The 23903-nt window shown below is 61.5% G+C and carries 22 protein-coding genes; 11 read left to right on the top strand and 11 right to left on the bottom strand.

Annotation, left to right across the window (positions count from 1 at the left end; all coding sequences use genetic code 11):
- Positions 1-41 precede the first annotated feature (41 nt).
- The 5 genes from B5X73_RS18395 (at position 42) to B5X73_RS18375 (ending at position 5962) form a co-directional block, all read left to right on the top strand.
- Positions 42-1004 (top strand): NAD-dependent epimerase/dehydratase family protein, encoded by a 963-nt coding sequence (locus B5X73_RS18395; RefSeq protein WP_254857334.1) that lies wholly within the window; start codon positions 42-44, stop codon positions 1002-1004.
- A gap of 67 nt (positions 1005-1071) precedes the next feature.
- The gene (locus B5X73_RS18390; protein ID WP_051943946.1) at positions 1072-2259 is read left to right on the top strand and encodes an acyltransferase family protein; all 1188 of its coding nucleotides are present in this window, start codon (positions 1072-1074) and stop codon (positions 2257-2259) included.
- Positions 2260-2347: 88 nt separating this feature from the next.
- Positions 2348-4504, top strand: coding sequence for a hypothetical protein (locus B5X73_RS18385; RefSeq protein ID WP_036115743.1), 2157 nt, complete (start codon positions 2348-2350; stop codon positions 4502-4504).
- Positions 4494-4958 (top strand): GtrA family protein, encoded by a 465-nt coding sequence (locus B5X73_RS18380; RefSeq protein ID WP_176167892.1) that lies wholly within the window; start codon positions 4494-4496, stop codon positions 4956-4958. The genes B5X73_RS18385 and B5X73_RS18380 overlap by 11 nt, the downstream gene beginning before the upstream one ends.
- The gene (locus B5X73_RS18375) at positions 4955-5962 is read left to right on the top strand and encodes a glycosyltransferase family 2 protein (RefSeq protein ID WP_051943943.1); all 1008 of its coding nucleotides are present in this window, start codon (positions 4955-4957) and stop codon (positions 5960-5962) included. Before B5X73_RS18380 ends, B5X73_RS18375 begins: the two co-directional genes overlap by 4 nt.
- 6 nt (positions 5963-5968) lie before the next feature.
- Here the strand turns inward: B5X73_RS18375 and B5X73_RS18370 are convergent, their stop codons facing one another.
- The 4 genes from B5X73_RS18370 to B5X73_RS18355 form a co-directional block, all read right to left on the bottom strand.
- A complete protein-coding gene (locus B5X73_RS18370) occupies positions 5969-6463 on the bottom strand; it encodes a methyltransferase domain-containing protein (protein WP_176167891.1) in 495 nt (164 codons plus the stop codon).
- Positions 6464-6989: 526 nt separating this feature from the next.
- Positions 6990-7928: an electron transfer flavoprotein subunit alpha/FixB family protein gene (locus B5X73_RS18365; protein WP_036115736.1), complete on the bottom strand. Its 939-nt coding sequence runs from the start codon at positions 7926-7928 to the stop codon at positions 6990-6992.
- 22 nt (positions 7929-7950) lie between these two features.
- Entirely contained in the window at positions 7951-8697 is a 747-nt protein-coding gene (locus B5X73_RS18360) for an electron transfer flavoprotein subunit beta/FixA family protein (RefSeq protein WP_036115734.1), read from the bottom strand.
- A gap of 95 nt (positions 8698-8792) precedes the next feature.
- Positions 8793-10850: a glycoside hydrolase family 99-like domain-containing protein gene (locus tag B5X73_RS18355; RefSeq protein WP_036115732.1), complete on the bottom strand. Its 2058-nt coding sequence runs from the start codon at positions 10848-10850 to the stop codon at positions 8793-8795.
- A gap of 160 nt (positions 10851-11010) precedes the next feature.
- Here B5X73_RS18355 and B5X73_RS18350 point away from each other — a divergent pair, with 160 nt between their 5' ends.
- Positions 11011-12015, top strand: coding sequence for a glycosyltransferase family 2 protein (locus tag B5X73_RS18350; RefSeq protein ID WP_079522839.1), 1005 nt, complete (start codon positions 11011-11013; stop codon positions 12013-12015).
- Entirely contained in the window at positions 12015-12947 is a 933-nt protein-coding gene (locus tag B5X73_RS18345; protein WP_079522838.1) for a glycosyltransferase family 2 protein, read from the top strand. Before B5X73_RS18350 ends, B5X73_RS18345 begins: the two co-directional genes overlap by 1 nt.
- Before the next feature lie 3 nt (positions 12948-12950).
- On the opposite strand, the gene B5X73_RS18340 is transcribed toward B5X73_RS18345, so the two are convergent.
- Positions 12951-14558 (bottom strand): electron transfer flavoprotein-ubiquinone oxidoreductase, encoded by a 1608-nt coding sequence (locus B5X73_RS18340; protein WP_079522837.1) that lies wholly within the window; start codon positions 14556-14558, stop codon positions 12951-12953.
- Positions 14559-14721: 163 nt separating this feature from the next.
- Between B5X73_RS18340 and B5X73_RS18335 the strand changes: the two genes are divergently transcribed.
- Together B5X73_RS18335 and B5X73_RS18330 are read left to right on the top strand one after the other, a co-directional pair.
- Positions 14722-16122: an amidase gene (locus B5X73_RS18335; protein WP_043692484.1), complete on the top strand. Its 1401-nt coding sequence runs from the start codon at positions 14722-14724 to the stop codon at positions 16120-16122.
- Positions 16123-16160: 38 nt separating this feature from the next.
- Complete coding sequence (locus B5X73_RS18330) at positions 16161-16724, top strand: alpha-ketoglutarate-dependent dioxygenase AlkB family protein (RefSeq protein WP_254857333.1); 564 nt, start codon at positions 16161-16163, stop codon at positions 16722-16724.
- Here B5X73_RS18330 and B5X73_RS18325 read toward each other — a convergent pair.
- From B5X73_RS18325 to B5X73_RS18310, 4 genes are read right to left on the bottom strand one after another with little or no spacing between them, the layout of a single operon-like run.
- Positions 16721-17338 (bottom strand): ABC-type transport auxiliary lipoprotein family protein, encoded by a 618-nt coding sequence (locus B5X73_RS18325; protein ID WP_079522836.1) that lies wholly within the window; start codon positions 17336-17338, stop codon positions 16721-16723. The two genes, B5X73_RS18330 and B5X73_RS18325, sit on opposite strands and share 4 nt — an antisense overlap.
- Positions 17335-18273 (bottom strand): MlaD family protein, encoded by a 939-nt coding sequence (locus B5X73_RS18320; RefSeq protein ID WP_079522835.1) that lies wholly within the window; start codon positions 18271-18273, stop codon positions 17335-17337. Before B5X73_RS18320 ends, B5X73_RS18325 begins: the two co-directional genes overlap by 4 nt.
- A gap of 3 nt (positions 18274-18276) precedes the next feature.
- Entirely contained in the window at positions 18277-19062 is a 786-nt protein-coding gene (locus tag B5X73_RS18315) for an ABC transporter ATP-binding protein (RefSeq protein WP_176167890.1), read from the bottom strand.
- Positions 19059-20201: an ABC transporter permease gene (locus tag B5X73_RS18310; RefSeq protein WP_079522833.1), complete on the bottom strand. Its 1143-nt coding sequence runs from the start codon at positions 20199-20201 to the stop codon at positions 19059-19061. Before B5X73_RS18310 ends, B5X73_RS18315 begins: the two co-directional genes overlap by 4 nt.
- Positions 20202-20312: 111 nt before the next feature.
- On the opposite strand from B5X73_RS18310, the gene gcvT reads away from it, so the two are divergent.
- Positions 20313-21419 carry a glycine cleavage system aminomethyltransferase GcvT gene (gene gcvT, locus B5X73_RS18305; protein ID WP_079522832.1) on the top strand — a complete coding sequence of 369 codons (1107 nt, stop codon included), beginning with the start codon at positions 20313-20315 and terminating at the stop codon, positions 21417-21419.
- 20 nt (positions 21420-21439) lie between these two features.
- Here gcvT and B5X73_RS18300 read toward each other — a convergent pair whose 3' ends face one another.
- Both B5X73_RS18300 and B5X73_RS18295 read right to left on the bottom strand, forming a co-directional pair.
- A complete protein-coding gene (locus B5X73_RS18300) occupies positions 21440-21913 on the bottom strand; it encodes a hypothetical protein (RefSeq protein WP_079522831.1) in 474 nt (157 codons plus the stop codon).
- 54 nt (positions 21914-21967) lie between these two features.
- Positions 21968-23113 (bottom strand): DUF3103 family protein, encoded by a 1146-nt coding sequence (locus tag B5X73_RS18295; protein WP_176167889.1) that lies wholly within the window; start codon positions 23111-23113, stop codon positions 21968-21970.
- A 299-nt stretch (positions 23114-23412) separates the two neighbouring features.
- Between B5X73_RS18295 and gcvH the strand changes: the two genes are divergently transcribed.
- A complete protein-coding gene (gene gcvH, locus B5X73_RS18290) occupies positions 23413-23808 on the top strand; it encodes a glycine cleavage system protein GcvH (protein WP_079522829.1) in 396 nt (131 codons plus the stop codon).
- Positions 23809-23903 lie beyond the last annotated feature (95 nt).

Here is a 23903-nt window from a genome sequence, read left to right as displayed (position 1 = left end):
ATGCTCGCTACCCTAGGCTAGTACTAGGGTGGCGGGTAGTCATGGGTATACTTCGCAAGAAGTTATTTGGAGTCGCGCACGTGGTTGTATTGGTTATTGGTGGAAACGGGTTTATCGGGTCGCGCCTGACCGAGCGGCTGCGTGGGCGGGGAGTGGATGTTCGCATTTTGGATGCGGGCATCCCTCGACCTGATTTTGACTGGCAGGGAATCGACTATCGCAGGGGATCACTAGCGGAGCGCGGGGCGATTCTTGAGTCGCTAAATGGTGTGAATGTGGTGGTGCACTGTGCCAGCAGTACCGTGCCCAGTACTTCAAATCTCGATCCTGTTGGCGATGTCCAACAAAATCTTGTCGGGGCCATCAATGTTCTGGAGGCCATGCGCCAAGTTGGCGTCGGCCGCATCGTTTACCTTTCATCTGGGGGCACGGTCTACGGCGATCCCATAGAGGAGCCGATTCCAGAAAGCCACGAGCTAAATCCGATCTCATCTTATGGCGTCGTCAAGGTTGCTATCGAGAAGTATCTGTCGATGTATCGCTCCTTGTATGGGATCCAATCAGTCATTCTCAGGCCGTCCAATCCGTATGGCCCGGGTCAGCTATCCACAGGAGTCCAAGGCCTTATTGCTTCCTTTCTTGGTAAAATCTTGGCGGGCGAGACCCTTCCCATCTGGGGAGATGGCGAGATAGTCAGAGACTATCTCTACATAGACGATCTCATCGACATGCTTTGCCTCGCGGTCCTGCGCTGTGAAACGGGGATCTTCAACGTTGGGAGCGGTCAAGGACAGTCGGTAAACGATATCGTCGCCGCGATAGCCTCGGCGACGGGCTTCATGCCCGAGATCGTTCGCATGGAGGCGCGAAGCTTTGACGTAAAAAGAGTTGTACTGGACGTGTCTCGTGCCCGCGACGTATTTGGCTGGACGCCGCGCACGACCCTGTCAGATGGAATTCAGTTGGCCTGGAAGTGGCTGAAGCAAAGTCGCGCGCCGGAGTAGGCACGCGCTACGAGTGGGGCGGCCGTGCGTACGCGCAGGTTTTCTTGGGGGAAGAACAGGTGAAGAAATGAATCGGCTGTCCGTGGCAGAGGCACAAAGGATCGAGTTGGACAGCGTGGAAGAGCGCGTTGTCACATCGCGTCCCCGTCTTGACTTTATGGACGCCCTGCGCGGGCTGGCTGCCAGTTACGTCGTGCTGTACCACATGGTGTTGCTGCCGATGCCGAACCTCCCAGTCCCACCTTGGCTGGCGGCGTTTGCCGGAAATGGCGGCTCCGGCGTGACGTTGTTTTTTGTTGCGAGCACTTTCTCACTGTTCTACACCATGCCGTCGCGGTTGAAGGAGCCAACGCCCCGCATCAGCTTTTACTTGCACAGGCTGTTTCGAATAGCGCCGCTTTTCTACGCAGTGGTTTTGGCTTCAATGCTGCGAGACTATCTCGTGTTCGGCGTCTCTCATTCAGGCTGGGAAGTTGCCGGAATGGTCACCTTCATCTTTAATCTTATCCCTGGACATCAGGAGAGCTTTGTGTGGGCAGGATGGACGATCGGCGTCGAAATGCTGTTCTACGCAGCGTTTCCTGCGATTTACGCGCGCGTGCGAACCATCTACGGGGCGATCGCCTTCTTCCTGGTGACTCTCATCGCCTGGAACGTCCTTATTGTTTTTCTGCCAATGGTCCCCCTTAGCGACGTGCAGCGCGCCTCGGTCCTTCAGTGGTTCGTATTGCGCCATCTCCCGATATTTGCCATCGGAGGCATCTGCTTCTATGCCCTCCAAACGCATTTGAAGTCAGGTTCACGTTCTCAATCTCAAGCCTCCTTAGGTGCCATGCTTGTGTTGCTTGCTATGTTTCTATACATGGCGCTTCTTTCATCCTGGCTACCGAATATATTCGGCGCTCAATACTACTGGCAGGGCGTTGTTTACGGTTTGGCCGTATGTGGACTTTGTCTCTGGCCATGGTCACTGCTTGTGAACAGGTTGACTATGTTTTTGGGAAAGATCAGCTACTCGCTTTACCTTATTCATCCCACGGTCATCTACTTCTTAACCCCTGCGTACCGTAATATCTACTCGCACGTACCGAGGGCGTCGCTTGCTCTCGCTGCTTGTCTCGCATTGACTCTGGCGGTCGCTAGTCTTATTTCCTACGTTACTTATCGATTGGTCGAAGAGCCTTCCATCAAGGTGGGCAGGCGGCTGTATGCGCGATTCAGAAATCAGCAATCGCCGAAGGCGTCCGCCGCATGAAGGAATTTCGCATCGACTTTCACCCTGGAACAGTGCCTTCAGGTGAAGAGTTACTACCGCATCATCTTTGCTCGGCTTCTGACCTCACATGAACATCACTTCAAGCCAAGGCTTCGACTCATCGCAGCCTCGCGTCCGTCGATTCATTACTGCGATCCTGTTCGCCTGGTTTGCGATTTCGGCGTACGGCATCTGGGCATATGCCAGCCGTGAAACCGAGCCTCCGGTTTTTGATGCATTGTCGTACGTTCAGAAGGCGCAAGCGTTCTGGGCCGCAGTCGGCTCCGGCCATCTTTTTAATCCATTCAATCTCGAACCACCTATCCGTCCGTTCGGCACAGTTTTCTTCACGCATCCGTACGGATTTACGGAAGACTTCAGACCGTTCTATTTTCTTTCGGAATTTCTGCCGGGAGTGATTCTCGTACTCTCGCTGGCTATCGTGGCCGGGCGCAACGCATGGCGTAATGCACGCGAGACGTGGTTCGTTGGCATAGTTTTGATCGTCGCAGGAAGCCTCCCATCGTATTATCAGTTCGCGTCGGCCGAAGGCGTGCCCATCATGGGTACGTGGGGCTTCGTCGACACGCTATTTGGTGCACTCGGCGCTCTCGCGATGGCATTTGCGACTCGTGCGAAGCCGAGTTCCTGGATGCGCGACACGTTTGTTTCCGCGTCGTTGGCCGTTCTGACCATTCTCGTTAAGCCCGCTGGGCTAACTCTTATGTTGCTGATAGCTGGCTCCTGGGGGCTTATGGGATTGGGCGCCACGCTGAGGCGTAACTTGGCGCGCGCGGCCCTGCTTAAGGGCATATCGGTATACCTCGTTATTTACGGGTCCACAGCGCTGGTTTTGTATCACTCCGCGTATTTCTCAAAGGAGAACTACCTTTACGGTCTCAGTAGCATGAAGCTGCTGCATGCTGCACAGGTCACCTCTCCCACGGTGAGCCAGATCTTTGCGAAGCTCCATCTCGCATTCGGCGTACCGTTGACGATCATTCTGATCGCGGCCGTAGGATTTACCGTCTGGCAGCGCCAATGGGAGCGGCTAGGCGTTGCGCTCGTTTGCCTGGCTGGAGGGTTCTGGCTGTGGTTGGGCCAAACCAATATAGAGCACGTCCGATACTTTTTCCCCTTTCCGATCATGGCGCTTACGGCGGCGCTACCAGCATTGACGCATTCTTCCGCTACGTTTCCAAGGCTGGTCACTGCAGGCAGTGCACTTCTTCTGGTACCAACCGTTATCATTGCTTGGCTTCTGCTCAGCGCGAATCCGTCACCGCGCCTCGAAAGAATCGTCGGCACAAATCTTTCAACAAATCTCCATGCCGCTGAGGTCGCGCAGGGGCGGGCACTTGCATCCATTCTTGCGGCAGATCCTTCGCATAGTAGTATCGTGTATTACTGCGGCGTTGCTCCGAAGGTGAAGGCATTCGAGGCGGTGATGGATTGGAATCGCGTCCTGGGTTTGAAGGGCGGAAACTCTAACCCCGCGCTGCCGATCGACTGGGTGCGCGAGCACGCTTATCGTCTAGATGAGGTGATACGGGCGAAATACGTTGTCTTCGAGCCCTACGAACACCCAGATCAGGCCTCTGCCAGCCTGCCGGTGGCGGATGACTTCGACAAGGAGCAGGTAGTCGTCCGCGCATGGTTATCTTCGTTGAATGAGGCGTCGGGTGTTCGGATTATTTCCGACGACGGTGTTCGGGTCTTGGAGATCGTGGATCCGATGAAGGTGGCGACGGCAGCTTCTCGTGATCTGCTTCCGCATCACATTTTCCGACAAGTGTTCCTCGATGGATTTACCGAGCGTAGCTTCCTCTCTCCGGCCGAAGCGCAAGGGTTGTCTGGGAACAGGCTAGCTGCGCCCCTCGAGCTGCGCTGGGACGGGCAGGTGGTGGCTTTGATGGACGCTGTTCTGGTAAGTGCGAACACGGACGGCACAAGGTTGTTTGACATTTACATTCATCAACAAAAAGCGTTGCCAGAGCCCGGTTCGGGCTGGACGGTGTTCGTGCATGCGATGGATGATGCAGGTGAAATTGAGCAGGCGTACGTGTCCTATAAAGATTCGCTGTTGTCCCCCAGCGGCGACGTTCACTATCGTTTGTCCTTACCTGTGACTTCTAGGTCGCCAGTCCGGTATGCCGTGGGCATCTTCCGCCACGGAGTTGGCCGTGAAGATAGCTTCCTTACCAGCGAGGGCGGTGACTGGGACGGGCGCCGCCATGTCCTCTGAAGAAGAGCCGACGCATGGGCATTGGATCGTTGAGCGGTGCCCTCGTGCGCTCAGGCGTTTCTTGCGCAGAAGACCAATGTGGCTCGTTGAGGTTGTCCTTTTTTTGGCGGTCGGGGGGGCGCAGCTCACGCTCGACTGGATTGTCTACGTTGTACTTTCCTACGGAACGTTGCCTGTGGCCGTCGCGAACATAATCGCGCGCATGAGTGGCGCATCCCTGGGCTTCTGGTTGAATCGAAAAGTAACATTTCCGGGCGCTGATGGTCGTGTTGGGCGAAGTCATTTCTTGCGTTTTTCAGCATTTTGGGTCGTCGCGACCTTCTTCAGTACCGCGATCCTCGAAGCTGCTAGATGGCACTATGGTCTTGAGGCTTCGTGGTTGGTTAAACCCGCGATTGAAGCCGTACTGGCTGTAGCGAGTTACCTGATCTCCAAATATTGGATTTATCGATGACAGCGACCCATGTTGTGCCAATCGCGAAGGCTGCTGGCCTCGAAGATATCCGAGTAGCGGTCGTAATCCCTGCCTATAAGGTTTCGCGGCACATCGTTGATGTGGTGAGATCAGTGCTTCCATACTGCGATCACGTGTTCGTGATCGATGATTGTTGTCCGGAGGGCTCCGGGAAACTCGTTGAGTCAACTTTCGTGGATCCCCGTGTCGTGGTGCTTTTTAACGAGCAGAACGCGGGCGTGGGTGGTGCCGTTATGAACGGGTACCGCGCCGCCGTGGCTGCAGGAGTCGACGTCATCGTAAAAGTCGATGGTGATGGGCAGATGGATGCCTCACTTCTTCCCGAGTTTGCCTTGCCGATTGCGCGAGGCGAGGCTGACTACACGAAGGGAAACCGTTTCTTCGATTTGAAGAACATTGGCGCGATGCCGCCAATGCGGATATTCGGGAACGCCGCACTCTCGTTTATGGCGAAGCTATCGACGGGATATTGGGATATCTTTGATCCGACGAACGGCTATACGGCCATACATTCCGACGTCGCGCGCCAGCTGCCCTATGATCGTATAAGCCAACGGTATTTTTTTGAAACGGATCTCATGTTTCGCCTGAATACATTGCGGGCGGCTGTAGTCGATATTCCGATGGATGCGAAATATGGCGACGAGGTCAGCAATCTGCATATTCGCCGTATCTTGGGCGAATTCTTGTTTAAACACGCGAAGAATTTCTTTAAGCGTATTTTTTATAACTATTTTCTTCGTGACGTGTCACTTGCTTCGGTCGAGCTGGTTCTTTCCATGATCCTGCTCGCTTTTGCGGCGATTTTTGGTGGTGGCCATTGGGTTTCGTCCGCATCTGGCGGTCGAGCGACCCCTGTTGGCACCATTATGATCACGGCAGTCAGTCTCATCTGGGGGCTTCAGCTTCTACTGGCTTTCATTGGGTACGATATTTCAACGGTTCCCCGCCGGGCTATTCATAAGCGAGTTCGACGAAACTAAATACGTTCATCGTTTCATGATCACGAAGACCTCGTTGAACTCGGCTTCTATGCCCTTGTCGCGGTCGATCGTGTTGTACGTTACGACGGGAGAATTTACCCAGTTGCTTGCGACGCGCTCAAAGTCGAAGCCGTAATCCCAGGTAACTAAAGCCCTTCCGTCACCTACTGGGCTGCCGTGGTATTCCTCCGGAAGAAAGTGCTCGATGTCGCCGGACGGGCGCAATACGGCGCGGCAGCGCGACTTTGCAAGATCGGGATGTTTGGGTGCAGTGAATATGTGCGCCCCACCGGGCTTGAGGGTTCGTTGAATTTCTCGAAGTGCCAAATCGGGTCGGAATACGTGCTCAAGAACATCCTGTGTGACAAAAAGATCAAGACTGCGGTCCTTCAGCGTAAGCTTTTCGATGTTCTCGCACCTGACACCGTCCTTTACCGACCCTAGGGGCACGCCGGGCAGATATTGAGAGGACTCGTAACGTTTGCTGTGGTGCACCAGCATGGGAGGGGCAGGCGATGACTCGTGCAGACGCTGCTTTCGCCAGCGAGGATAGAGGAGATCGAGTACGGTGATTAAATGCCGCTGCCGCGGAATTGAACCGCATCGGTCACATCTGTAATCCTCGCGCAACCATGTACCGTGCACCGTAAAGTTGGTCGCGGAGCGACAGCATGGGCAGTAACCTTCGTGTGATCGCAGCGTTTCGCCAATCGACGACATAAATAACTCCCTGTAAGAATCAAAGGCGATGCCTAATGATTTTCACGGGAACATAGCACAGCGCTGCATTTGGAATCCGCCACGGCGCCAAGGCGAGCGGTCTATGAGGCGAGATCCCGATGTGGGAGCTACGTGGCTGTACGGCTACGGTCGCGGCCAAGGAGTCGCTCGTGAGCGTTCAGCCCACGAGCGCAGGGAGAATACAGGCGATCTGTCTATCTATAATCGGACGACGCACGACGCGATGTCCGTGCGAATGTCGGCGGCCGCAACGGTGATTCGTCCGACCTTCAACCCATAAGGCCTACTAAAGAGCAGCCTCGAGTTCCGGCAGGATCTTGAATAGATCCCCGACAAGGCCGATATCCGCGATCTCAAAGATCGGCGCCTCACCGTCCTTATTGATGGCGACGATCGTGCCTGCGTCCTTGATCCCCGTCAGATGCTGGATGGCACCCGAGATACCAATGGCGATGTAAAGCTCCGGAGCGATGATCTTCCCGGTCTGGCCGACCTGCATTTCGTTCGGAACGTAGCCGGCGTCAACCGCCGCACGCGACGCACCCACGCCCGCACCGATCTTGTCGGCGAACTTATAGATGATGTCGAAGTTTTCCTTCGAACCCACGCCGCGTCCGCCCGAAACGACCTTCGGCGCACCCTGGAGGTCTGGACGGTCGCTCTTGCCCTGCTGCAGGTTCACGAAGCGGGTGTGCGAGGGCAGGGCAGCATCGATCGTCAGGGCCTCGACGGAAGCCGAGCCGTTGGAGGCGGCGGCCGGCCACGAGGCCGTGCGGATCGTTGCGACGACAGTCGAGGCCGCGTCCACTTCGACGGTGACGATGGCGTTGCCGGCGTAGATCGGGCGCTTGAAGCTGTGCGGGCCTTCCACAGTCATGACGTCGCTGACCTGCGAGACGCCCAGCAGAGCCGCCACGCGGGGGGCGAGGTCCTTACCGAAGGTGGTCGAGGGGACGAACACATGGCTGTAGCCTGCCGCCGCCTTGGCAATCTGCGGAGCCAGGATGGCTGCGAGGGCATGGGCGTTTTCAGAGCGGGCGACCGTCAGTACTTTGCTGACACCGTCGATCTTCGCGGCTTCCGCGGCGATGGCATCCGGAGCGTCAGACAGGACGATGACGTCGATGGCTTCCGGCTTGACGGCCGAGGCGGCGCTGACCGCACGTGCAGTGGCACCGTTGAGCTTGCCGTCGAGGTGTTCAGCGATAACGAGGATCTTGGACATATCGATTCTCCGGTCGGCTGCTTTACAGCAGGCCCTTCTGCTTGAGGGCCGCGACGAGCTCGGCGGCATCCTTCACCATCACACCCTTGCTGCGCTTGGGCGGGGCGGCGTAGTGAGTGGTCTTGATGTGGTCTGCTGCGTCGACGCCCAGGGAGCCCAGTTCGATCACATCGATCGGCTTGGACTTGGCCTTCATGATGTCCGGCAGCTTGATGAAGCGCGGTTCGTTGAGACGCAGGTCCGTCGTGATCACGGCGGGCAGGTCGGCTTCGATCGTCTCGAGGCCGGCATCCACCTCGCGGGTGACCGTGGCCTTGCCGTCAGCGATCTCAACCTTGCCAGCGAAGGTCGCTTGGGGTCGATCCCACAGGGCCGCCAGCATCTGGCCGGTCTGATTGGCATCGTCGTCGATGGCCTGCTTGCCGAGGATCACCAGACCCGGCTGTTCTTTTTCGATCAGCTTCAGGAAGGTACGGGCGGCGGTAAGCGGGGACACCGCGTCCGAGGTCTGAACGTGGATCGCCCGGTTGGCGCCCATGGCCAGGCCGTTACGCAGGTGGGCCGTCAGGTCGGCGGGACCGATGCCCACGACGATGACCTCCTCGGCCACGCCCTTCTCGCGAAGGCGCAGGGCCTCTTCCAGGGCGATATCGTCGAACGGGTTGGCGGAGAGCTTGACGCCGTCCGTGACCACACCGGTGCCGTCGGGCTTAACCTGAATGCGGACGTTGTAGTCCACGACGCGCTTGTAGCCGACAAGAATCTTCATTCGGGGTTCCTGTGAAATCGCCTGGAAGGCTGGTTCCAGGCGTGGGTTGGATGCACATTCTAGTCCGGGGAGAGATATACCGCAGGAGTTTGCGCCTACGCTTTTTTGGCGTAGGCATACGGCCCTTCCGGTTCCGGCTCGCCAATAAGCGACGCGACTGTCGTTTGCCTATAGCCAGATTGCAGTGCGGACAGGGAAACGACGCGTTCGACAGCGTGAGCCATGGTGCCGTCCACTTGCCCGCTTTCAGATTCGAATTCTGCCTCCGAAAGGGGCGCGTCAATGAGACTAGTCAGGGCAGAGAGGCGGCACCAGAACATGCTGCCTGCCACGAAGGAGTCCTCTTCGGTTTTCGGCTGATTTATGCCCATGAGTGCGCAAAGGTAAGCCACGTTGGCTGCATTCATGCCCCAATAGAAACTCAATGGCTGAACGTGTCCTTCGGGAGCGACGACGCCTAGCATTTTGTCATCGGCGAATGCGCGGACAACGGCATGTGCCCGACTCGGCGATGCAAGGCGTTCCAGCAGTTCCGAGCGCCACGCACTCCCGTCCTGCCGGTGGGTCGACCGCTTAGTGTGCAGTTTGAGTACAACATCTTCGCCTTCGTCAAGCAGTCGCGTGGCTAGCCGCAGGAAGGGCAGAATGTCTCGCCCCCGGTTCGGGGAGACGACAAATTCTGCGTCCAGCCCGAGCCTCGTCGCCTCGCGCCGTACAGCGCTCTCCCGTTCCGTAGGAACAGTCAAGATGATCCGAAAGGAAAGCCCGGTCTCGCGAAGAACCGTGATGATCTCCTCGAGAAGCTCCTGGTACCAGACGTGAATCACTGCACAAGGACGGCTCGTCCGGGGCATTGGTGGAGACATGGCCCGGCGCAGCGCTTCAAGCCATGCAAATCCGAACCTCGCATCGGGTTCCAGAATGGCGCCCTCGGCCCACTCGTTCCATGCATTGACAAAGACAAGGGGGGCTGTGGGAGAACGCCGGCGCGCAGTACTTATCGCGGAGCGCGCCCAGTCTGAGAAAGCGCGGGGCGTCGCACGAACGAAGCTGAAGCCCTTGCCGCTCTTCCGGGCCTCGTTGTCCCAGCCTGGATTGATGCAGGGATACAGTCGGTACGACGGGTCGGGAGCCTCCATGGCCTTGGTCGCGAGATCACGCCAGTCGAATATATGTCCCTGATAATCGGCATTGATCAGACGAAACTGCCCTGTCACGGGCGTGAGATTTGCCTGGTTCGGAGGAAATGCTACTGCAGCGTCAAAGCCGATAGCCTCTGGAGGCATCCGGTCAAAGCTCTGGGCATATGCGAGATGAATCTCACCGACGCCATTGTTGCGGCACCATTCGCGCCAGCGCTTCGCGGTAGCGGCCGCATCTGCGAAAAGGCCCGGGCGGTAGACGAGAAGTATTGGCTTCCCGTCCACTCGAAGATAGCGAGGATCTTTCAGGTAGACCGATATGTACTCGATAAATGCCAGATCGTCCTCATCGCTGTGCTCCTGGCCGATGAGGATGTCGTCCTCGAGCCCATCCCAGCGTCGCGACCAGTTCTCATTAGCCCAGCAGAGACATAGCGGCAGGTCGAGCGTAGGGTCGTCCAGCCACTGGCGGAGTGGCCGCTCGAGCAATGTCTTACCTGCAAACCAGTAAAAGTACATGCAGAAGGCCGCCACGCCGTACTCTCGAGCGAACTGCATCTGCTTGCGCATGACATCGGGCACTCGCAAGTCGTAATACCCGAGATCCGCAGGAACTCGCGGCTGCAGTTGCCCTTCAAATTGTGGGAGAGCTCGGCCAACGTTCCGCCATTCCGTGAACCCGGCACCCCACCAGTGATCGTTCTCAGGAATGGGATGAAACTGAGGCAAATAAAACGCAACTATCGTTGCGGGCAGGGTCGGTGGCAGTGGCTCGACGTTGCGGCTCTGAAACGTCACTGCGCGATGGGCCGCCTGATCAAATGGTCGGCGGGTAGTCGCATGCCCTTCATCGTGGGGAGCGAGACCTTGGTGTGACGGCGCAAGAATGCCCAGCGTGCGTATGAACCATGCGCGCATGCGAATGCGTGTCGATTCATTCAGGGGGATCGCGCGGAAGATTGCACGTAAGCTTCGGAAAATGACGGTCCTGACCAACTTGGATTTTTCCATGTGTCACTTAAGAGGTAGCGGCGACCGGCTTGAGACGACTCGGTCGGACCAGTTCTGAATTGTAGCTGGGCTTGACGCAGATTGCGCAGGCGCACCATGTCCGGAAGTCGGTCGAAATCTGAGATGATTCAAAGGTATCCTGTTAAGGCGTTAACGGTCGATGAGTCATTCCGCTGCCCCAAAGGGACGTCCGCTGAAAACCAGCGTCGTCGTTTGCACTTACAACGGTCAGGCCTATGTTGCCGAGCAGCTGAATAGCCTTCTCGCTCAGAGTCGCACTCCTGATGAGATTGTAATCGGGGACGACGCGTCTGATGATGAGACCTGGTCGCTCGTCTGCGACTTTGTTGCTCGGGCGGAAGGTCGCGGTATCACAGCTATTGCGTTTCGGAACGCACGCCGGGTCGGTTACGTAGAGAATTTTTCGCGAACGTTGCGCTCGGCGGTGGGAGATGTGATCTTCCTTTGCGATCAGGATGATGTTTGGCACGCCGACAAAGTCGCCGTCATGACGGCGTCGTTCGAGCACGATCCGGCGTTGCTGTTTGCGCACTCAGACGCAAGGCTGGTAGATCAGGGAGGGGGCTATCTGGGACATTGTTTGTTTTATGCGCTGGAAGTGACAAAACGTGAACTCGATGGTATCGATTCCGGAGGAGCGTTTGAGGTCTATCTGCGCCGCAACCTCGCGACAGGCGCCGCGTCAGCATTTCGCCGCTCGCTTCTGACGATGGCGCAGCCGCTTCCCCAAGAGTGGGTTCATGATGCTTGGTTGGTCGTAGTTGCTGCAGCTACCGGGCGAGTATCCATTGTCGCCGATTGCCTTATTGACTATCGGCAGCACCCGAAAAACCAGATTGGGGTGGCACGGCGCAGCGTGAAACAGCGGGTAAGCGACCTATTCAGAGCGCGTAATGAGACCATCACAAATACCGCAGATCGGCTGGGTGTCCTCATCGCACGCTTCGAGGAGGTGGATGCCTCGAATGAGCATATCGACAGTGTTCGCTCCATGCGCGACCATCTGCGTCGGCGCCTCGTTATCGGCACTCAATCCCTCTGGCACCGCGTCCCCAGTGTCATCCAAGAGTGGTCCACCGGCCGCTACACCCGCTTCGGCACCGGTATCCGCTCCGCCCTGCGCGATCTCCTGAGAGTCGGCTGATGCCCGCCACCACCCCCCACATCGCCATCCTCCTGGCCACCTACAACGGCGCCCACCACCTCCCCGAACAACTCGACTCCATCATCGCCCAGACCCACACCGACTGGACGATCCACGTCTCCGATGACGGCTCGACCGACGACACGCTGGCCATCCTGCTGACCTATCGCGAACGCCTCGGCGCCGACCGCATGGTTCTGTGGCAAGGCCCGCGCGCTGGCTACTCGCGTAATTTCATGTCGATGCTTCACCGCGAAGGTATCGATGGCGACTACGTGGCCTTCAGCGACCAGGACGACATCTGGGATACGGACAAGCTCGAAAAAGCGCTCGCCGCGATCGTCGCGGCAGGGCAGGAGCAGGCGGCTCTCTACGGCGGCAGGTCCCGCCTCGTCGATGAGGCGGGCAAGCCCTTCGGCATGTCGCCGCTGTTCGCCCGGCGTCCATCCTTCGCCAATGCGCTGGTACAGAGTCTGGCCGGTGGCAACACCATGCTGATCAACCGGCGTGCCCGTGCGCTCATGTGCCGCGCGCCGGAGACAGCGAAGGTCGTCTCGCACGACTGGTGGGCGTATCTGGTCGTCTCAGGCGCGGGTGGCCTGGTCGTCTACGACCGCGAGCCGACCATCGGCTATCGCCAGCACGCCGAAAACATCATCGGTTCCAACGCGGGCTTCGGCGCACGCCTCCGCCGCATGGCCGACATGGTCGGTGGCCGCCATCGCGAGTGGAACGACTTCAATGTCGAACTGCTGGCAGGAATGCGCGACGATCTCAGCGACGAAAATCGCCAGCGCTTCGATCGCTTCGTTGCCGGTCGGTCGGGTTGGCTGCTGCCACGCGCTTGGAACTTCGCCCGTGCGGGGCTCTATCGCCAGACCGCCATCGGCAACGCGGGCCTCGTGCTGGCCGCGTTGCTCGGTCGCCTCTGATCGTCAAAGATTCTGATAATTCGGCCCGGACCCGCCCTCAGGCGTCACCCAGGTAATGATCTGATACGGGTCCTTGATATCGCACGTCTTGCAATGCACGCAGTTCGCCGAATTGATCTGCAGCCGCCTGCCGCCCTCATCCTGCACCATCTCGTAAACGCCCGCCGGGCAGAACTTCTCGCACGGATTCCCATACTCGGTCGTGCACCGGTCGATGCAGATCGAAGTGTCGGCCACCTTCAGGTGCACCGGCTGGTCCTCATCGTGCTCGGTCGCGGCGAAGTACACGCTGGCGAGCCGGTCTCGCGGTGCCAGTGTGCGGTCGACGTAGTCCTTCTTCGGGGTCTCGTACTGGCCGAGCTTGCCCAGCGACGACCAGTCCGCGTGGTTCTTCAGCGTCCACGGCGAGCGGCCGCCGGTCACGGTTTCCCACGCGGCGTTGATCAGGCCGAACCACAGACCCTTGTTGAAGCCCGGGCGGATGTTGCGCACCTTCTTCAGTTCTGCGACGACCGCCGAGTCACGCAACGCCGCATCCCAGCCGGCGGGCGAGAGCTGCGATGCCACGAGGTGCTCCGCGGCCAGCATGCCCGAGGCGATCGCCTGATGCGTGCCCTTGATCTTGGGCACGTTGACCAGACCGGCGGAGTCGCCGATGAGGATCGCGCCCGGCATCTCCACCTTCGGCAGGGACTGCGCGCCGCCTTCGACGATGGCACGCGCGCCGGCGGAAACGATCGTGCCGCCCTCGAGCAGGCCCTTCACGTTCGGGTGGTGCTTGAACTGCTGGAACGCCTCGAACGGCGAGAATTTGGGATCGGGATAATCGAGGCCGACGACAAAGCCGATGGCCACGCGATCGTTGTCGAGGTGATAGAGGAAGCTGCCGCCGTAGGTGTCGTTGGCGAGCGGCCAGCCGGCGGTGTGCACCACCTTGCCGGCTTCGCCGCGGCCGGGCTGCAGCTGCCAGAGCTCCTTGATGCCGATGCCGTAGGTCTGCGGGTCGCTGTCCTTATCGAGGTCGAAGTGCCTGATCAGCGCCTTGCTGATGTGTCCGCGACAGCCTTCGGCCAGCACCGTGACCTTCGCGCGGATGTCGATGCCTTCGGTATAGCCGGGTTTGTGCGTGCCATCGCGTGCCACGCCCATGTCGCCGATGCGCACGCCGTTCACCGCGCCGCTCTCGTCGAACAGCGCCTCGGCGGCCGCATAGCCGGGAAAGACGTCAACGCCCAGCGCTTCCGCCTGAGGCGCCAGCCACGCGCAGAGTGCGCCGAGGCTGACGATGACGTTGCCGTGGTTGTTCATCTGCGGCGGCGTCACCGGCAGCTTGCTGCCCGAGGCGTGGTCGCGCAGCAGCCAGAACTCGTCCTTCGTCACCGACACGCAAACCGGCGGGGGCGCCTTGCGCCATTCCGGTAGCAGGCGGTCGAGGGGCGCCGTCTCGATCACCGCGCCAGAGAGAATCTGCGCGCCGATCGTGGATGCCTTCTCGATCACGCAGACGGTGATCTCCGGATTGAGTTGTTTCGTACGCATCGCGAACGCGAGACCGGCGGGGCCGGCCCCGACGACGACGAGGTCGTATTCCATGGTTTCGCGTTCGCTCATGGCTGGCTCACTCAAACTCGGCTGGCTGGGGAGGGTTGACCTGGCATTGTCCGTTTTCGCCGCCAGAGGGGCAAATGGCGCGTTTCAAACACATTCGCGTCATTAAGCCTTGCATCACTTTCACATATCGCGTTCATAATCGTCCCCAGCGCAAGGAGAGTTCATGAATACGATGCCGCCGGTCGCCGATAACGACATGCGCCGCGCCACGCTACTGCAGATTCTGCACTGGCTGGCTATTGGAAGGGTCCAGCCCCAGGCCCTGTCCGACGTTTACCAGGACGCGATCGAGCGTCTGAACCCGCGTCTGAATGCTTTTTCCGATTACAGCGTTTCCCTGATCCAGGAGCAGTCGCTGGCCGCCGACCGGCGTCGCCGGGACGGTGTGATCGGTCGCCTCGACGGCATGCCGATCGCGATCAAGGACAATTTCGACGTCGCCGGCGTGCCGACGCGCGCGGGTATGCGGCGCCGCACCGTCGTACCGGAGGAGGATGCGCATGTCGTGGCGCGCCTGCGTGCCTCAGGCGCGGTGCTGCTTGGCAAGACCAATATGGATGAAGGCGCGCTCGGCCTTACCACGAACAACCCGTTTCATGGCGCGACGCACAATCCGCACCGGCTCGGTTACACGGCGGGCGGTTCGTCCGGCGGCGCGGCCGCGGCGGTGGCCTCCGGCATGGCCGTAGCCGCCATCGGCTCGGACAGCCTCGGTTCGATCCGCGTTCCTGCGAGCTACTGCGGCATCTACGCCCTCAAGCCGACGCACGGCGAAATTTCCGCGCGAGGCCTGGTACCGGCCGCGCGGCGGCTCGATGCGGTGGGCCTGCTGGCGCGCGGCGTCGACGACCTGACGGTCCTGCTGCAGACGCTCGCCGGCTATGACGCGGACGATCCGCGCTCGCGTCGCCGTCGTGTCGCGTTCTCGCCGCCGGACTGGGAGCCGGGCAACCTGCGTGCCGGTTTCCTGCCCGATCTGGCGGCGGTGGGCGTCGAGCGTGACGTGATCGACGTGTTCGAGGCCGCGCTGGCGCGCCTGCAGGGCGAGCTCGGCGAACGTCGCAGTGTCGACTTCTCCGACTGGGATTTCGCGAAGACGCGTCGTGCCGGCCTGCTGCTGATGGAAGCGGAGATGATCAACACCTTCGCCGCCGAGCTGGCCGATGAGGCCTACCCGGTCTCGAACGCTTTCCGCGACATGGTCGGTTTTGCGACGAAGAAATCCGCCGCTGAATACGCGGCGGCCGATCTCGTCCTGGACGCGGCGACGCTGAAGATGCGCCGTCTGTTCGCTCAGGTCGACGTCCTGGTGCTTCCGACCACGCCGCAGGGCGCGTTCCCGCTGGATGGCCCGGTCCCGGCGTCGCAGGCGGATCTGTGCGGCTTCGCCAGCCTGGCCGGTTGCCCCGCTGTCAGTATCCCCATGGGTACGTTGCCCAACGGCCTGCCCATCGGCATGCAGCTGATCGGTGCACGCGGTTCCGACCTGCGTCTGCTCGAACTGGCCGCTGTCTGCGCGTCGTCGCTGGATGCCGAGCCCACGTACCCGGTGGAGCCCGCCTGATTCCGGACTGGCAGCGTATCGATCTGCCCGGCGCCGACGTGACGTTTGCGCCGGCCTGGCTGCCGCGCGAGGAAGCCGACGCGCTGCTCGATGAGCTGCGTGACCGTCTGCCCTGGGAGGTTCACCGTATCCGCATGTTCGGGCGGGTCGTGGACTCGCCGCGACTCAGTGCCTGGATCGGCGACGAAGCGGCGACGTACCGCTACTCGGGGACGCGCTTCGCGCCGCGGCCCTGGACGCCGGCGTTACTCGCGTTGCGCGATCGCGTGGCGGCGGCGTGCGATGCGCCGTTCAACAGCGTGCTGGCGAATCTCTATCGCGATGGATCCGACCGCATGGGCTGGCACAGCGATGACGAGCCGGAGCTTGGCGCGGCACCGGTGATCGCCTCGGTCAGCCTGGGAGCGGAGCGTACGTTTCGCTTCCGCGCGAAGACAGGGGGCGAGCCAGTCGCCATCGCGCTGCCGCATGGCAGCCTGTTACGGATGGGCGGAGAGACCCAGCGGCTCTATAAGCACGAGCTGCCGGTCAGGAAGCGGGTGGCGGAGGCTCGGCTCAATCTGACCTTTCGTGACATTGGCGAGCGTCGCCAGCCGGGTTAGCGATGCTCCTGCTCCCGGGAGGCCAACGTCCAGCTCACCACATCCCGTGACACCTTATCCATCGCCCGCCCGAACGCCTCGACCACCTGCGGCACTTCTTTCCCGCTGACCGGCTCGTGCACCTCGAACCGTCGCGACGCGACGATCTGGTGCTTCCGCGTACTGGCGAGAACCGCATCGAAACGAATCACGACTTCCGGCGCGCCACCGACATACTCGGTCTGAAACGCGGCGAGCGACCCGCCCAGTTCGACGTCCGCGCCCAGATTGCTGTCATCGGTACTGATGGCTGAAACACGCCCGCTGTCCCGGAACGCATCGGCAAAGCGATCGCGAACCAGATGCGGCACGCTGTCCGCCCAGCGCGCTCCCGCGTACACCGTAATGGTGTTCGCTTCGGGCACTACCGCGATGCGCGCATTGTCCAGCGCGCGCGGCGCATTGGGTGAGGCGATACGTAGCGACCAGCTGACTGGCGTCGCCGCCGAGACGGCGGGTCGTGCGCCGGGCGCCGCGGGTAACGTATAGATACGTGGCGTTTCCGCCTTCGGCAGGATCGAGCAACCGGCCAGCAGGGCGATGAGCAGTGGAGCGGCGAAGCGGGCACGGCTCATGGCGTGAACTCCTTGGTCTTCTCGCGGCCGAACAGGTAGCCGCTGGGGTTTTCGTCGAGACGGCGGGTAATCGAGCGCAGCGAACCCAGCGTGTCGCGCAGCTCACGCAATGCCGGAGCGAGGTCGCCCAGACTGGCGGCGCCGCCATTGATCGCGTCGGCGTTGTCATTGAGCAGGCGATCGACCGAGGCCATCGAATGCTCCAGTGACGCCATCGCCCGCTGCGCGCTCTCCAGCGTCGCCTTGCCCTGGCCTTCGACCAGACCGTTGGCGTTGTGCACCAGCGTGCGGCTCTCGGCGAGGGTGGCGCTCGCTTCCTGCGTCGTCGTATTCAGCTGCCTGATGAGCGAGCGGATGTCCTCGCGCTCGTCGGCGATGACCGCGGTGGTCTTGTCCAGATGGTCCAGCGTGCGCTCGATGCGCTGCACGTTGTCCCTGGACAGCAGATCCTTGGCCTGCGCGGCGGCCTGACTGATGTTGGTGATCAGGTCCTCGCCGCCGGCGAGGAGTCGCGCGAGCGGGGACGGGTCGGCCATGATGACCGGCACTTCGCCGTCATGACCCACCAGCAGCGGGCTGCCGGGCGAACCGCCGGAAAGCTGGATGATGGCCACACCGGTCACACCCGTGACGGCCAGCTTGGCGTGCGTGTCCTTGCGCAACGGTGTGTCGCCGGTCAGGCGGACACGGGCCAGCACGCGGCGCGGGTCTTCAGGATCCAGACGCAGCTGCGTGACATCGCCGAGGCGGATGCCGTTGTACTGCACCGCGCCGCCCTTCGACAGGCCGGTGACCGCCTCGTTGAATACGATGTCGTAATAGTTCCACTCCTGATCGGAGTGCGCCTTGGCCAGCCAGACCCCGAAGGCCAGGCCGAACAGGACGACGAGGACCGCGAACAGTCCTATCAAGACGTGGTGGGCACGTGTTTCCATGACTCAGTCCTTGCCTCGGTGGGCGGCGAGGGTGGCCGCGCGACCGCGCGGTCCGTTGAAATAGGCCTGGACCCAGGCGTCGTCGGTGCGGGCGACCTCATCGATCGGCGCCGCGGCGAGCACGCGCCGCTGCGACAACACGGCGACGCGGTCGCAGGTGGAATACAAGGTGTCCAGGTCGTGGGTGACCAGAAAAACGGTGAGACCCAGCGCGTCGCGCAGGGTGACGAGGAGGCTGTCGAACGCCGCCGCGCTGATCGGGTCGAGTCCCGCGGTCGGCTCGTCGAGAAACAGGATCTCGGGATCCAGCGCCAGCGCGCGGGCCAGTGCCGCGCGCTTGATCATGCCGCCCGACAGTTGCGACGGATACTTGCGACCCGCATCCACCGGCAGTCCGGACAAGGCCAGCTTGACGCCCGCCAGCCGCTGCGCGTCCAGTCGGTCCAGGCCGGCGTGTTCGACGAGCGGGAGCGCGACGTTCTCGGCGACCGTCAGCGACGAGAACAGCGCGCCACTCTGGAACAGCACGCCGAAACGACGCTCCACGAGCGACCGTTTTTCCGCCGGCAGCGAGAGCAGGTCTTCCCCGAAGACCCGTACTTCACCGGCAACCGGTCGAACGAGCCCGACGATGGTCCGCAGCAGGACCGACTTGCCGGTACCCGATCCGCCGACGACGCCGATGATCTCGCCCCGGTAGACATCGAGGTCGAGGTTCTCGTGCACGGTCTGCGCGCCGAAGCGATTGACCAGCCCACGTACTTCGATGACGGTCTCGCGCGCGCTCACCAGCCCATCTCCATATAGAAGAGGGCGGCGAGGGCATCGAGCAGGATCACCACGAAGATGGACTGCACCACCGCCGAGGTGGTGTGTTCGCCGACGGACTGCGCACTGCCCGATACCTTGAAGCCTTCCATGCAGCCGATCACCCCGATCATGAAAGCGAAGACGGGCGCCTTGGCGATGCCGACCAGAAACTGGGTCAGCGAGATGTCGGCCTGGAACATCGACAGGAACATCGACGGCGACATCTTCAGGACCGCCATGCAGACCACGCCGCCACCGACGATGCCGGCGATCATGGCGATGAAGGTGAGCAGGGGCAGGGCGATCAGCAGAGCGAGCACGCGGGGCAGAACGAGCAGTTCGACCGGGTCCAGGCCCAGCGTCCGGATGGCGTCGATCTCTTCCCGCGCCTTCATCGAACCGATCTGCGCGGTGAAGGCGCTGGCTGTCCGGCCGGCGAGCAGGATCGAGGTCAGCAGGACGCCGAACTCGCGCAGGAAGGCGAAGCCGATCAGATCGACGGTGAAGATGCTGGCGCCGTAGCTGGCCAGCGCGGTCGAGCCGAGGAAGGCGACCACCGCACCGACCATGAAGGAGAGCAGCGCCAGGATCGGTACCGCGTCCAGACCGGTCTGCTCGATGTGCGACACCAGTGAGGTGACCCGCCAGCGCTTCGGTTGCCAGACCGTGGCGAGAAATCCCTGCAGGGTGATCCCGATGAAAGCCAGCAGCTTCGCGGTCTGTTTCCAGAAACCTTCGAGCGACCTGCCGATCCGCTCCAGTGCTTCGACGAAGCCGGCGTCGCGCTTGCGCTTCACGCCCTTGCAGTAGGTGTCGATGGCGTCGCCCACGGTCTTCAGCAGCGCGCGCCGCGCAGCGGGCAGGTCCTCATGCTGGGCCAGTTGCTGGGTGCGGGCACTGCCGAGCAGTTCGGCGATGACGAAGGCGCCGGAGGTGTCCATCGCCCCGAGTCGCGCGATGTCGACGGCGACGTCCGCCCCGATCGATCCGGCCAGTTCGTTGGCGCGACGCTGCAGGGCGGGATAGTGGGCGAGCGTCCAGTCGCCCGAGATCGACAGCCGTTCGCCCGCCGCGTCGCGGGTCAGGGTGGCGGAGCCGGGGGCGGATGCCATCGTCATGGAAGGAAGGCTACCTTAGTCCGGACGTGTTGCGCTGCGATTGGCCTTATCTGTCGCCGGACCGGATAATGCGGGGCTGTATCCCACCGCCATCCCCCGCAAGGTACTCCGATGACCGACAAGACCGAACTCAACGCCACCCACCGTGAACTCGGTGCCCGCATGGTCGACTTCGGCGGCTGGGACATGCCGATCGCCTACGGCTCGCAGATCGAAGAACACCACGCCGTCCGCAAGGATGCCGGCATGTTCGATGTGTCGCACATGACGGTCGTCGACCTGACCGGCGAAAAGGTCCGTCCCTTCCTTCGCAAGCTGGTCGCCAACAATGTCGACAAGCTGGCCAAATCGGGCAAGGCGCTCTACACCTGCATGCTCGACGAGAACGGCGGTGTCATCGACGACCTCATCGTCTACTTCCTGCGCGAGGATTTTTTCCGTCTGGTCGTCAATGCGGCGACGCGCGTCAAGGATCTCGCGTGGATCACGAAGCAGGCGTCGGCCTTCGACGTCACCGTCCGTGAGCGCCCGGAGTTCGGCATGATCGCGGTGCAGGGTCCGAACGCCCGACAGAAGCTGATCGGACTGCTCCCCGAGGACGTCCGCGAGAAGGCGACGAAGCTAGGCAAGTTCGCCGCCATCGAGGTCGAAGGTCCCAACGGCATGCCGTTGTTCCTCGCCCGCACCGGTTACACGGGTGAAGACGGCTTCGAAGTCGTCGTACCGAACAGCCGCGTCGTCGAGCTGTGGAATCTGCTGCGCGAGGCGGGCGTCGCCCCGGCGGGTCTGGGTGCGCGCGACACCCTGCGCCTCGAAGCGGGCATGAATCTCTACGGCCAGGACATGGACGAGACGGTCACGCCGTGGGAAGCCGCGCTGGCCTGGACGATCTCGCTCGACGAAGGCCGCGACTTCATCGGCCGTGCCGCATTGGAGTCGCAGAAGGCTGACGGAGTGACGCGCGTCATGGTCGGTCTGGTGATGGACGAGAAGGGCGTGCTCCGTCACGGCCAGAAAGTTCTCACGGCTATCGGCGACGGCGAGATTCTTTCCGGCGGTTTCGCGCCGACGCTCGGCAAGTCGGTCGCCTTCGCCCGTATTCCGGTGGGCGAGCATGGCGACGTGCGCGTGGACATCCGCGGCCGTGAGATCCCGGTGCGCGTGGTCAGGTTCCCGTTCGTCCGTGACGGTCAGCCCATGCCCGGCATCGCCGACTGACGTACACACATATATATATGTCAGCGTGCGGACGCCGCGCCCGGCTCCAGTGACAGGACGGCGTTGCCCGCTGCGCCGTTCTGCAGCAGATATTTGCGCTGCGGCTGGATGACGTAGAAGGTATCCAGATGCGCGACGTCCTCGCCGGACGTGCGGTCATAGATGTGCAGCGTGACGTAGCCGCCGGTGAAGCGGCGCCAGTCCACCAACGGATAGGACCTGTCATACCAGGTCCGGTCCCGCTTGACCCAGGGCAGGGGATGGACTTCGGTCCGCGGCTTGCCGTCTTCACCGGTCCCGGAGACCACGATGAAAATCGACGTCTCACCGAACGCATCGGGACGCTTGTCGTCGCGAAGCAGAAGGCGCCGCAGCATCGTGGTGGCTTCCGGGGTGGGCGAATGACCGGTCGTCACGGCACGCGCGGTCGACGGTACGCTCGCGACCACGGTCAGCAGGAAAAGAAGAAACGTCGTGCGTAGTGGCAGGTGCATCGTTTTGCTCCATGGCAAGAGAGGCCGGGGTGGCGTGCCACCCCGGCCTTCCCGTCAACGCTGGCGGACCTCGTAGGGCGCCAGGACCATTTTCACTTCGCCGCGGGCGCCGATCAGCGGAGCGTTCTTGCTGCCGTAATCGTGTCCACGTTCCAGCACGTAGAAGGAATCGATGTAGTCCGTGCTGTTTTCGAACCACGAACTCTCCATCGCGCCGAGTATCTTCTGGCCGATCCGGGAGATGCCCGCCACGATGAGCGCGGGTGGGGCCGCCGGCGACACGACCAGCGCGGTGTCGCCCACCGCCTCCGTCAGGGCCGACGCCAGCTTCTGGAAGTTGACGTTGCCGTCGTCTTCAAAGAACTGCACGTTGACGTAGTTGGTGCCGAACTGTGTCCAGTTGATCAGGTCCTGTCTCGGCGTGTACCAGCGCTTGTCGTGGTCGAGCCAGGGCATGTCCTGGGTGACAACGACGGGTTTACCGGCGGCATCGACGCCGGACACGACAGCAAACACCTCGGCATCGCCCTGAATGTTGGGCTCGTGATCCTTCTCCAGATAGATTTCCTTGAGGATGGTCAGCAACTCGCCCTTCGTTTCGCCAGCGTCAGCCCGGGCGAAGGTCGTCAGTCGACGACCTGACGAAGCGCCACGCACCGCCTCATTGAGTACGGCCATGCCTGCCTGCACAGCGGCGGTACCGTCGGTTTCCACCAGGAGCATCGGGATGTCGGGCGCCTGGTCGACCGCGAAGCTGTGTCGCTTACCGTCGGGATCGAACGCGACGACCTGTTTCTTGCCGGTCGAACCGTCGCTGGTCACGGCGGCGGTCCAGAAGCCGCGAAGACTCGTGGGTCGCGGATGTGCGCCCAGACCGTGGACACGCACGCTGGCGATATGGCCGAGCTTGCCGTCGAGGCCGCGGAGGTGAACAGTCTGTCGGTCGAGGTCGAGCATGTCGTCCACGACGTCCTGCTTGCCATCGGCGACCGCGGTCTGGGCGTAGTCGTTGAGAATTTCCGCCAACGGGGCCTTGCCGTTACCCAGATGGTCACGGATGGCGGTATCGAGGGCGGGCTGGTGGAGGATCGAGGCGAGGTCGCGTGCCAGCGCGACGCGCGCGTCGCCGGGGGAGGAAACGTCCGTCGCCATCAGCGACGGCGAGAGCGCGACGGCGATGAGGGCTGCGAGGCAGGTCATCCTGGTTTTCCGTGTCATAAGGTTCTCCATGGGGAATGGGGCGGGCGACGTCGGAGGTCGCCTTCGTGGTTCAGCTCGATTTGCCGAGCTGGCTGTCAGCGTATGCCCGTGTGTTCGCTCGCGCTGCGAGCGAAGCCTTAGGTTCACGTAGGGGAGTTCGTAGCCCGAGGGCAGGCGAACGCCCGCAGCCGCGCATGGCGCCCGCGTTTCTCCCAGACGCTTTCGCGAAACGCGCGGACCGGCGACAATTGGCCGTCGCACCAACGCACCCCCCGTCCCGAGACAACGAGGAACACCCCATGAGCGAAATCCCCGGCGATCTGAAATTTGCAAAAACCCACGAGTGGGTCCGCGTCGAACAGGACGGCACGGTCACCGTCGGCATCTCCGACCACGCGCAGAGCGCACTGGGCGATCTGGTCTACGTCGAGTTGCCGGAAGTGGGCAGCAGCGTGCAGGCCGGTCATGGCACGGCGGTCGTCGAGTCGGTCAAGGCCGCCTCCGATATCTACGCGCCGGTGTCGGGCGAAGTGATCGAGGTGAACACGGTACTTTCCGACAAGCCGGAAACGATCAACGAAGATGCGTACGAGGGTGGCTGGATCTTCAAACTGAAGATCGAAGACAAGAGCGAACTCGACGAGCTGATGACCGCCGACGAGTACGCCGAGCACGCCGAGCACGACGACCACTGATCGACTCGCTGACGCTTCACCCCGATGCCGGTCGTCTTCGACCGGCATTTTTTTGTCCGGGAGGGGTCTTCGGCGAAAATTTTTTTTCGCCTCAG

The organism is Luteibacter sp. 22Crub2.1 (assembly GCF_900167995.1).
GTDB classification, from domain to species: Bacteria; Pseudomonadota; Gammaproteobacteria; order Xanthomonadales; family Rhodanobacteraceae; genus Luteibacter; species Luteibacter mycovicinus.
The sequence above is the reverse complement of the archived record's forward strand: the minus strand, read 5'-3'. Positions and strand labels throughout refer to the sequence as shown.

Bases quoted from the DNA above. Each gene is read 5' to 3' on its own strand.
- gcvT (WP_079522832.1), top strand. From the start codon at position 20,313: ATGACCGACAAGACCGAACTCAACGCCACCCACCGTGAACTCGGTGCC.
- B5X73_RS18345 (WP_079522838.1), top strand. From the start codon at position 12,015: ATGCCCGCCACCACCCCCCACATCGCCATCCTCCTGGCCACCTACAAC.
- B5X73_RS18375 (WP_051943943.1), top strand. From the start codon at position 4,955: ATGACAGCGACCCATGTTGTGCCAATCGCGAAGGCTGCTGGCCTCGAA.
- B5X73_RS18295 (WP_176167889.1), bottom strand. From the start codon at position 23,113: ATGACCTGCCTCGCAGCCCTCATCGCCGTCGCGCTCTCGCCGTCGCTG.
- B5X73_RS18360 (WP_036115734.1), bottom strand. From the start codon at position 8,697: ATGAAGATTCTTGTCGGCTACAAGCGCGTCGTGGACTACAACGTCCGC.
- B5X73_RS18385 (WP_036115743.1), top strand. From the start codon at position 2,348: ATGAACATCACTTCAAGCCAAGGCTTCGACTCATCGCAGCCTCGCGTC.
- B5X73_RS18335 (WP_043692484.1), top strand. From the start codon at position 14,722: ATGAATACGATGCCGCCGGTCGCCGATAACGACATGCGCCGCGCCACG.
- B5X73_RS18380 (WP_176167892.1), top strand. From the start codon at position 4,494: ATGTCCTCTGAAGAAGAGCCGACGCATGGGCATTGGATCGTTGAGCGG.
- B5X73_RS18300 (WP_079522831.1), bottom strand. From the start codon at position 21,913: ATGCACCTGCCACTACGCACGACGTTTCTTCTTTTCCTGCTGACCGTG.
- B5X73_RS18325 (WP_079522836.1), bottom strand. From the start codon at position 17,338: ATGAGCCGTGCCCGCTTCGCCGCTCCACTGCTCATCGCCCTGCTGGCC.
- B5X73_RS18340 (WP_079522837.1), bottom strand. From the start codon at position 14,558: ATGAGCGAACGCGAAACCATGGAATACGACCTCGTCGTCGTCGGGGCC.
- B5X73_RS18395 (WP_254857334.1), top strand. From the start codon at position 42: ATGGGTATACTTCGCAAGAAGTTATTTGGAGTCGCGCACGTGGTTGTA.
- B5X73_RS18310 (WP_079522833.1), bottom strand. From the start codon at position 20,201: ATGACGATGGCATCCGCCCCCGGCTCCGCCACCCTGACCCGCGACGCG.
- B5X73_RS18350 (WP_079522839.1), top strand. From the start codon at position 11,011: ATGAGTCATTCCGCTGCCCCAAAGGGACGTCCGCTGAAAACCAGCGTC.
- gcvH (WP_079522829.1), top strand. From the start codon at position 23,413: ATGAGCGAAATCCCCGGCGATCTGAAATTTGCAAAAACCCACGAGTGG.
- B5X73_RS18365 (WP_036115736.1), bottom strand. From the start codon at position 7,928: ATGTCCAAGATCCTCGTTATCGCTGAACACCTCGACGGCAAGCTCAAC.
- B5X73_RS18355 (WP_036115732.1), bottom strand. From the start codon at position 10,850: ATGGAAAAATCCAAGTTGGTCAGGACCGTCATTTTCCGAAGCTTACGT.
- B5X73_RS18370 (WP_176167891.1), bottom strand. From the start codon at position 6,463: ATGCTGGTGCACCACAGCAAACGTTACGAGTCCTCTCAATATCTGCCC.
- B5X73_RS18320 (WP_079522835.1), bottom strand. From the start codon at position 18,273: ATGGAAACACGTGCCCACCACGTCTTGATAGGACTGTTCGCGGTCCTC.
- B5X73_RS18390 (WP_051943946.1), top strand. From the start codon at position 1,072: ATGAATCGGCTGTCCGTGGCAGAGGCACAAAGGATCGAGTTGGACAGC.